Source organism: Caballeronia sp., assembly GCF_049581465.1.
Taxonomy (GTDB): Bacteria; Pseudomonadota; Gammaproteobacteria; order Burkholderiales; family Burkholderiaceae; genus Caballeronia.
In genome coordinates, this window is record NZ_JBAUSA010001421.1 from 1 (window position 1) to 8,267 (window position 8,267).

Here is an 8,267-nt window from a genome sequence, read left to right on the forward strand (position 1 = left end):
CCTGTCGCGCGCGTGACGGCGCTCGCGGCACTCGCGTCGCCCGCTGCCGCGCTCGACTTCCTCGCCACTGCGCAGCGTTACGCCGGCCCCTTGCTGACCGGCTTCGAATTGATGTCGGACTTCTGCCTGAACCTCGTCAACACGCATTTTCCGCAGATGCGCTACCCGTTCTCGCAGGCGCACGGCCAGACCGTGTTGCTCGAATTGTCGGACAGCGAGAGCGAAGAGCACGGGCGCGCGCTGTTTGAACGGCTGATGGAACACGCAATGGAAACGGGCTTGGTCGAAGATGCCGTCGTCGCCGAGAGTCTGGCGCAATCGCAGGCGTTCTGGGATTTGCGCGAACACATTCCGCTTGCCCAGGCTCAGGAAGGGCTCAACATCAAGCATGACATTTCGGTGCCGATTTCCCGCATCGGGCATTTCATCGAGGAAACCGACGCGCTCGTCGCACAAACGGCGCCTGGCGCACGGATGGTGACATTCGGCCATCTCGGCGATGGCAACCTGCACTACAACGTACAGGCACCGGAAGGCGTCGATCCGAAGCGCTTTCTTGCTGAGTTCCAGGATGCGGTGAATCGGGTCGTCTATGACCGCGTGCACGCGCATCGCGGCAGCATCAGCGCGGAGCATGGGTTGGGACAACTGAAAGTAGACGAAGCCATGCACTACAAGTCGCCGGTCGAAATACGGTTGATGCGCGCGATCAAAACCGCACTCGACCCGGAAAATTTGATGAACCCGGGGAAGGTTATCCCAAGCATCACGCCTCGTGAGGAGGGCGGGTTTGATGTGCCGCTAAACGAGTAATATGGTTCGTGTTGGGGGGTTGTGGGGACCAAACCACGACTACCCAAACCACCGTCCAACCCTCCCTGAACACCCCCGTGCAAACATCCCCTCTCCCCGCCGTCCTGAAAATCCGCGTTCTGTCCGACCTGCACCTCGAGCACGACGAACCGCTGGCCATTCCCTACGCGGAGGCCGACCTGATCGTGCTCGCCGGCGATATACATAACCATGCGGAGGGCCTGCGCTGGGCAGCTGAAAACTTCGATTCAACCGTCCCGGTCATCTACGTACCAGGTAACCACGAATACTACGACGGCGAGTTCGGCGCGCTCGAAACGGCCATGCAGGATGCCGCGCGCAGCCTGCCGAACGTGCATTTCCTGAACAATACCGCCCTCACTGATCGCTATGGCAAATGGCGAGTGCTGGGCACGACGTTATGGACGGACTTCGCGTTGTACGGATCGAGCGCCGAGGAGTTGCGAACGTCCATAGCGGCGGCAGAAAAAGTGATGCTCGATTATCGCGGAGTGATTCAGATTGCGTGGCCTGATGAGCCTGACGGAGAATCGCGCGCGTTCAGTCCGGCCGATTCGCTGGCGCTCCACGCTCAGGGGCGCGCGTGGCTGGAAACGGAACTGGCAAAGCCCTTCAATGGGAAAACGATCGTCGTCACACATCACGCGCCACTACGGCAAAGCCTGGCGGAGAAATTCGCGACGGACAAGGCATCGGCAGGATTTGTAAGCGATCTGCCATCGCTCGTTCGGCCGCCCGTCGACCTGTGGATTCACGGGCACACGCATACGGCGTTCGACTACACGGTCGAGGGAACACGTGTTGTCTGCAATCCGCGGGGTTATCGCGACCGGCGCACAGGGGCGCCCGAAAACACTTCGTTCGAGTGGGACAAGGTCGTCGAGATTTGATGCGACGCCAAACCCGACACCAAACGCCGCAAAGCAAAAAGACCGATAAATCGGTCTTTCAATCCATCATGCCGGCTCAGCGATCCATGGAATCGCGAGACTGACGGCGCTTGTGATCGTCGATGCGGATCGGCACCAGACGCGCACGCTTCGCGTTCTCGCGAGCGGCACGCAGCAGTTCACGGGTGGCGGGCACGGCGATCAAAGCCAGCAATGTGTAGACGGCAAACATCAGCGGCGTATTCATAACCTTCCTCGGACTGGTTCAACAAGAAAATAGACAACCTGCAAGTTATCAAGATGCAGCAAAAATAGACGTAAGAAAGTGTTGCGTCGCCGCAATTCCGTAATTTACGCCCATTCCCCTGCCTACAGCTTACGACACAACAAATTCTTGCAGGGATTTTTCGTCGGCAGCAAGAATTGCCGGCAATTCTTCCCGCAAAAACTCGACCCACGTGCGAATTTTGGCGTCGAGATATTGCCGCGAGGAGTACAGCGCGAACATATTGAGCATCTGCATGGTGTATTGCGGCAAAACGCGCACTATCGTCCCTGCGCGCAACGCGGGCAAAGCAGAGGAAGTCGGTAAAACGCCCACGCCCATGCCTTCGCAAATTGCCACCGCCATGGCTTCGGCCACATTCACGGTGAAAGGCGCCGGTCCCAGGCTGACCGTTTCCTGGCCGTCGGGGCCGTCGAAGAGCCATCTGTCTGGAGGAAACGCAGGCGTAACGAGCTGCAAGCACGTATGGTTCGAGAGGTCGGACAGGGTATGCGGTACGCCATGCTGCTCAATATATGCCGGCGACGCGCACGCAATGCTGAACACGCCTCCCAAGCGCTGGGAAATGAGGCCCGAATCGGGTAACTCAGTGCCGAGCACGACTGATACGTCGAAACCTTCATCGAGAAGATCCGGCACCCGCTGGGCCAGTGTGAGTTCGATCTGCACCGTCGGATGCCGCTGCTTATATCGCGAAATCAGCGGGACGACGTAGTGCTGGCCAATGCCGGCCATGGCGTGGACTTTTAGCTTACCCGCCGGACGCGCATGGGCGTCGCTGGCTTCCGCTTCCGCCTGGTCGACGTACGCAAGGATCTGCTCGCAGCGCTGCAGATAGCGCTCGCCTGCCTCGGTGAGCGCTATCCGGCGCGTGGTCCGGTTGAGCAAACGCGTACGCAGATGCGTTTCGAGATCGGAAACGGCACGCGATGCGTAGGCGGTGGTGGTGTTGAGATGCTGAGCGGCGCCGGTAAAACTGCCAGCTTCCACCACCCGCGAAAACACACGCATGTTCTGAAGCGTATCCATAACCCTGTTTTGTCTCTCAGAAGACGTCGCAATTGTTGCGCGTCAAGTAATGGCCATTGCTTCCAAAACAGCACGAATGCTGAGTACTTTTTCCATTCACTCGATAAATCGAACGTAAATACAATCGATATCGGGTTTTCAAACCCGTTTTGGATATCAATCTTGCAAGCCGGATGGTCAACCCAGCGCTCAACCGTTCGCCGTCAGCGCCGGTTCTTACACATATTTTAACAATAGCGGGATGGATGAGCACGGAGAACGTCGCGTCGCGGCGCAGTCTGCTGCGCCAATGCCGCACACATCGGCTATCGCAGCGTTTGGGGTCTACGGATAATTCGAGGAGGCGAAGCCGACCGCATGCGGGTGTCGGCGATAGGACCGAGTTGCGGCTAATGAGCAACGGAGGGCACGACTTGTACCGTCGTGCCCTCCACCGTCGAGCTAAAACCTGGCTAGAGCGAATCCCGCGAACCCAGCGTTTCGTCGGTCGTATCCACGACCATCAAGCCCGCGCGCAAGCCCGGCTTCACTTCCGCGTTCGGGAACACGATCCGTTCTTCATCATGCGTCACTTCATAGCGATACGCGCCGTCGTTTGCGAGCACCGTGCCACGCGGGAATGGCGTGAAATTCGCGACGTCGGTGGGAACGTGCAACTCGAACTGCTCGCTTTGCTTGTCGATTTGCCCGACAACGGTGAACACTTTCAGCGGCTGCGCGGAAGGCAAGGGCGCGAGCCCGGCAATCAGCCGTCGCAACGCAGCGTCGGAGGCGGCGAAACGCGCCAGTTCGTTCTGTCCGAACGGCCGCACTTTGCCGAGTTCCAGCGTGCAAGCCTGCGCACCCGATTCGGCGGCTGTGAAGTACGAAAACGTATTAGATTTTTCCCGATGCAGCAGCACGGCCGACAACCCCGCGTCACGCAACCAGTCGAACATCTCGCGCGATAAAGCCTTGTCCGTGGGCGGCAGCAACGCGAATTGCTCATAGACCGACGGCCGGATCGCCGTGTGCATGTCGATGTGCCACTTCGCGTGATGAACGGACGCAAAGAACGCGCGCGTTGCATTTTCCAGTTCCGCGGCGCGGGGTGCTTCACGACTGGTTGGCAGGGTCAGATGCCGGCCGTTGAACAACCGGTTGAGATCGTCGTCGCGATAGCGGCACGAGGCCCGCATCGCTTCTATGTTGCCCAGGATCACAAGTAGCCGGCTTTTCAGCACGGCGCGGCCGGTGGCAATATCCGCGACCAGCATCGACAGGATTTCGATGGGCGCGGTTTCGTCGCCATGAATGCCCGCAGATGCCACCACGCTGTTGAACGGCTCGCCGGGCGGATCGAAGCGCACGATGCCATCGCCGATCCAGGTCCAGCGGATCCCATTCGCAAGCGTCCCTTCGCTCAGAGCAGGCCTTTTGCCATCGATCGCGAATTGCAGGAAGTCGGCGAGCATGATCATCTCAGCGCTGGAAGTCATAGATCGCGCCCAGGCCGAGAATGCCCGTCAACACGTCGAGTGCGGCGCGCGATTCTGCGAGCAGTCCGGGATCGGCGAGATCTTCCGGCGCAAGGCGGTCGCGATAATGCGTTTCGATCCACGCGTCGAGTTTCCCGAACAGCGCGTCGTCAATCCAGACGCCCGGATTCACGGCCGCAAGCTCCGCCGCGTTCAGCACCACGCGCAACCGAAGGCACGCGGGACCGCCGCCATTCTTCATGCTTTCGCGCAGGTCGAAGACGAGGACTTCATCGATGGAAGTCGAACGATCCTTCAGCGAATCGAGGTACTTCGCCACCCGCGCGTTCTCGCGGCATTCCTGCGGCACGACAAGCACTTGCCGGCCATCGGGCGCGTTCAGCAACTGGCTGTTGAACAGATAAGACGACACGGCGTCGGCCACACTCACTTCGTCTTCGGGCACTTCGATCGCGTTGAACGCACCGCCAAGCAACTGAAGCTTCGTGCTGAGCTGGTCGTAGACGCTAGCCTGGTCGCGGAACGCACGCTGGTGGCAAAACAGCGTGTTGCAGTTTCCTACCGCGATCACGTCGTTGTGGAACACGCCCGCATCGATGACGTCGGGGAGTTGCTGCGCAAAGACCGTGGCGTCGTCGGACAGTCCGTGGAGACGAGCGACCGCCCTGCTCGCTTCAAGCGTTTGTCGTGCCGGAAAACGCTTGGGTTCTGCGCCGTGGCCGCCGTATTCGCTGCGTCCGTAGACAAAGAACTCGACGCCCTTCGTCCCGTATTCGCTGCAAAAGCGCGTGTGATTCGCGGCGCCCTCGTCGCCAAGCGCGGGCGTGCCGGGCAACGCGTGATGAATCCGGAAGCGCGCTTCATCGGAGAAAATGGCTGACAGGGAACGCCGCGTTTCCTCATGCTCGATCGCGCGATGCAATTTCGCGCTCAGGTTCGCGGGCGTGAAATGCACGCGGCCATCGCTCGTGTCCGCCGACGGGCTGACGGTCGCGGCGTTCGCGGTCCACATCGCGGAGGCCGAACTGGCAGCAGCGAGCAACGCCGGCGCTTCTGCGGCAGCACGCTCGATCACGGCCGCGTCCGTGCCTGTGAAGCCCACGTTGCGCAGCAACTTGAGCGACGGCCGTTCCAGCGGCGGCAACACGCCCTGGTGAAAACCAAGGTCGGCCAGCCGCTTCATCTTGCGCAAACCCTGCTTCGCGGCGGCCTTCGGATTCGCCGCCGATTTCTCGTTATTGCGCGACGCGACATTGCCAAACGACAAACCCGCGTAGTTGTGTGTCGGGCCCACCAGCCCGTCGAAGTTCGCTTCGAATGCTTGCATCGTGGTTCCTCAGAACTGAAGGCCGGGCGAGACGCTCGCGGGCATTTGCAACTGCGTGCTTTCAACCGATGCCATCGGATACGAGCAGTAATCCGCTGCGTAGAACGCGCTCGGGCGCTGGTTGCCCGAGCGGCCGATCCCGCCGAAGGGCGCCGCCGACGACGCCCCGTTCGTCGGCCGGTTCCGGTTCACGATCCCTGCGCGAATGGTGTGCTGGAAGTGCGTCCAGGAAGATTCATCGTCGGCGAGAAGACCGGCGGAGAGGCCGTAGGCGGTGTCGTTGGCACGCTCGATCGCCTGATCGAACGTGGTGTAGCGCGTGAGTTGCAGCATCGGGCCGAAATGCTCTTCGTCCGCCATGTTGCGGGCGTCGGTCACGTCGATAATCGCCGGCGACACGAAGCCGAGATCGGGTGAGCGTTGCGTCATTTCAAGCAGCGGCTTGCCACCCGCTTCGATCAGTTCGGCCTGCGCCTGCATGAGTTTCGACGCCGCTCGCGCCGAAATGACGGCGCCCATGAATGGCTGCGGATTGGCGTCGAAGGTTCCCACCTGAATCTTCGACGTCACGTCGAGCAAGCGTTGCGTGAAGCGTTCGCCGAAGGCGTCGTCGGGAACAAACAGCCGGCGCGCGCATGTGCAGCGCTGTCCCGCCGATAAATACGCCGACTGGATCGTATGATGCACGGCGGCGTCGATGTCTTCGACGTGCGCCACGACCAGCGGGTTGTTGCCGCCCATCTCCAGCGCGAGCACGATCTCGGGACGTCCGCCGAATTGTCGGTGTAACAATGTTCCGGTATCCGAACTACCTGTGAAAAACAGGCCATCGATCTGCTTGTGGTTCGCGAGCGCAATGCCCGTGTCCTTCTCACCTTGCACAAGGTTCAGGACGCCTGAAGGCAAGCCTGCTTGCGACCACAATTCGACCGTCAACGCGGCCACGCCCGGCGCCAGTTCCGACGGCTTGAACACGACTGCGTTACCCGCGATCAACGCCGGAACGATATGCCCGTTGGGCAAGTGCCCCGGAAAATTGTAAGGCCCGAATACGGCGACCACGCCATGCGGGCGATGCCGCAAGACCGCGACGCCATCGGCCATCGCCTGACGTTTTTCGCCCGTGCGCTCGTGATACGACTGCACGGAGATATCGACTTTGGCGGCCATCGTCGCGACTTCAGTACGCGCTTCCCATAAAGGCTTGCCGGTTTCGCGGCCAATCGTGAACGCGAGCATTTCCTTGTGATCAACCAGAAGCGCCGAGAACCGACGCGCAATCGCGATGCGCTCATCAAGCGCCAGCGCAGACCACGAAGCGAACGCCTTGCGTGAAGAAGCGACCGCGCGGTCCACATCCTTGGCTGACGCGCTCGCACCTTCCCAAACCACTTCGCCGTTGCCCGGATTACGCGACGCAAACGGCACACCGCTGCCATCGCTCCAAACGCCATCGATAAACAATTGAGTCGAAATATTCGTCATTTCTGATTCCTTAAGGCGGGTCGCGACTGAGCGTGGGGCTGGGAAGCCAGCACGCGCACCCTATCTCCATCGTTCACGCGTAACGCGGCCGCTTCGTCGGCGGTGAGCAAGAACGCGCCGTCTTCGGGAATACCGAGCGCCGCGCCGCAACGGAAGTCGTCGAGGGATGTGTTGGAGACGAGACTGCGTGCCTCGCCCGGTAGCAAGCGCTCACCGATCCGCACTTTCACCAGCACGCTTTCGCGCACCGTCCGCAAATCCGCGATGTGGCATTCGAGGACTGGGCCGGCATCGAAGATATCGACGTGATTTTCATAGCGCAGCCCTTCCGTTTCGAGCATCTTGCGCGCGGGCAACGTGTCGCGATGCGTCAGGCCGACTGCTGCTTGTGCGTCGTCGGGCAGCATCGCGAGGTAGACGGGGTAGCGCGGCATCAATTCGGCAAGGAATGACTTCTTGCCGTGAGAGCTGAGGTAATCGGCGGCATTGAAATCGATCTGGTAGAAGTGCGAACCGACCGCCTGCCAGAACGGCGACGCGCCGGTTTCATCAAAGTGCCCACGCAGCTCGGCGCACAGCCGCTCAGGGAAACGTTCGCGAAACTGCGCGATAAACATGAATCGCGAACGCGACAACAAGCCGCCGACACCCGCGGTGCGGTAACGCGGACTCAGGAACAGCGAGCAGACTTCAGAGTAACCGGTCAGGTCGTGCGAGATGTTGAGCAGCGACATCTTGGTCCACACGCCGAGATCGCGGCTTGCATGCACGACAGTTGAAACACGATAGTTATAGAACGGCTGTTCAAGCCCCACTTCCGCTTCAATACCGCAAACCCCCGCAATATCGCCGGTCACCGTGTCTTCCATTACGAACAGGTAACCCGCTTCGAATGGTGCGGCCTCGCCCGCGAGCGTGCGGCGCGCGCGCTCCACGCG

Annotated in this window: 8 protein-coding genes; 2 read left to right on the forward strand and 6 right to left on the reverse strand. The window is 60.6% G+C overall.

Going from position 1 to position 8,267, the window contains the following annotated elements; genetic code table 11:
• Together WCA53_RS34390 and WCA53_RS34395 are read left to right on the forward strand one after the other, a co-directional pair.
• The coding region (locus WCA53_RS34390) for an FAD-binding oxidoreductase (RefSeq protein ID WP_423922792.1) at positions 1–813 on the forward strand (813 nt) is incomplete at its 5' end.
• A gap of 104 nt (positions 814–917) precedes the next feature.
• Complete coding sequence (locus WCA53_RS34395) at positions 918–1,724, forward strand: metallophosphoesterase (protein WP_423922818.1); 807 nt, start codon at positions 918–920, stop codon at positions 1,722–1,724.
• A gap of 76 nt (positions 1,725–1,800) precedes the next feature.
• Here WCA53_RS34395 and WCA53_RS34400 read toward each other — a convergent pair whose 3' ends face one another.
• The 6 genes from WCA53_RS34400 to astA form a co-directional block, all read right to left on the reverse strand.
• Positions 1,801–1,971, reverse strand: coding sequence for a hypothetical protein (locus tag WCA53_RS34400; RefSeq protein ID WP_423922796.1), 171 nt, complete (start codon positions 1,969–1,971; stop codon positions 1,801–1,803).
• A gap of 129 nt (positions 1,972–2,100) precedes the next feature.
• The gene (locus WCA53_RS34405) at positions 2,101–3,039 is read right to left on the reverse strand and encodes a LysR family transcriptional regulator (RefSeq protein ID WP_423922799.1); all 939 of its coding nucleotides are present in this window, start codon (positions 3,037–3,039) and stop codon (positions 2,101–2,103) included.
• A gap of 452 nt (positions 3,040–3,491) precedes the next feature.
• Positions 3,492–4,517 (reverse strand): succinylglutamate desuccinylase, encoded by a 1,026-nt coding sequence (gene astE, locus WCA53_RS34410; protein WP_423922802.1) that lies wholly within the window; start codon positions 4,515–4,517, stop codon positions 3,492–3,494.
• Positions 4,501–5,844, reverse strand: a complete 1,344-nt coding sequence (gene astB, locus WCA53_RS34415) for an N-succinylarginine dihydrolase (RefSeq protein ID WP_423922805.1) — start codon at positions 5,842–5,844, stop codon at positions 4,501–4,503. The genes astE and astB overlap by 17 nt, the downstream gene beginning before the upstream one ends.
• Positions 5,845–5,853: 9 nt before the next feature.
• A complete protein-coding gene (gene astD, locus WCA53_RS34420) occupies positions 5,854–7,329 on the reverse strand; it encodes a succinylglutamate-semialdehyde dehydrogenase (protein WP_423922808.1) in 1,476 nt (491 codons plus the stop codon).
• The coding region (gene astA / locus WCA53_RS34425) for an arginine N-succinyltransferase (RefSeq protein WP_423922813.1) at positions 7,326–8,267 on the reverse strand (942 nt) is incomplete at its 5' end. The genes astD and astA, both read right to left, overlap by 4 nt.

Excerpts from the sequence above, each read along its gene's own strand:
- WCA53_RS34405 (WP_423922799.1), bottom strand. The coding sequence starts at position 3,039 with ATGGATACGCTTCAGAACATGCGTGTGTTTTCGCGGGTGGTGGAAGCT.
- astE (WP_423922802.1), bottom strand. The coding sequence starts at position 4,517 with ATGACTTCCAGCGCTGAGATGATCATGCTCGCCGACTTCCTGCAATTC.
- astD (WP_423922808.1), bottom strand. The coding sequence starts at position 7,329 with ATGACGAATATTTCGACTCAATTGTTTATCGATGGCGTTTGGAGCGAT.
- WCA53_RS34400 (WP_423922796.1), bottom strand. The coding sequence starts at position 1,971 with ATGAATACGCCGCTGATGTTTGCCGTCTACACATTGCTGGCTTTGATC.
- astB (WP_423922805.1), bottom strand. The coding sequence starts at position 5,844 with ATGCAAGCATTCGAAGCGAACTTCGACGGGCTGGTGGGCCCGACACAC.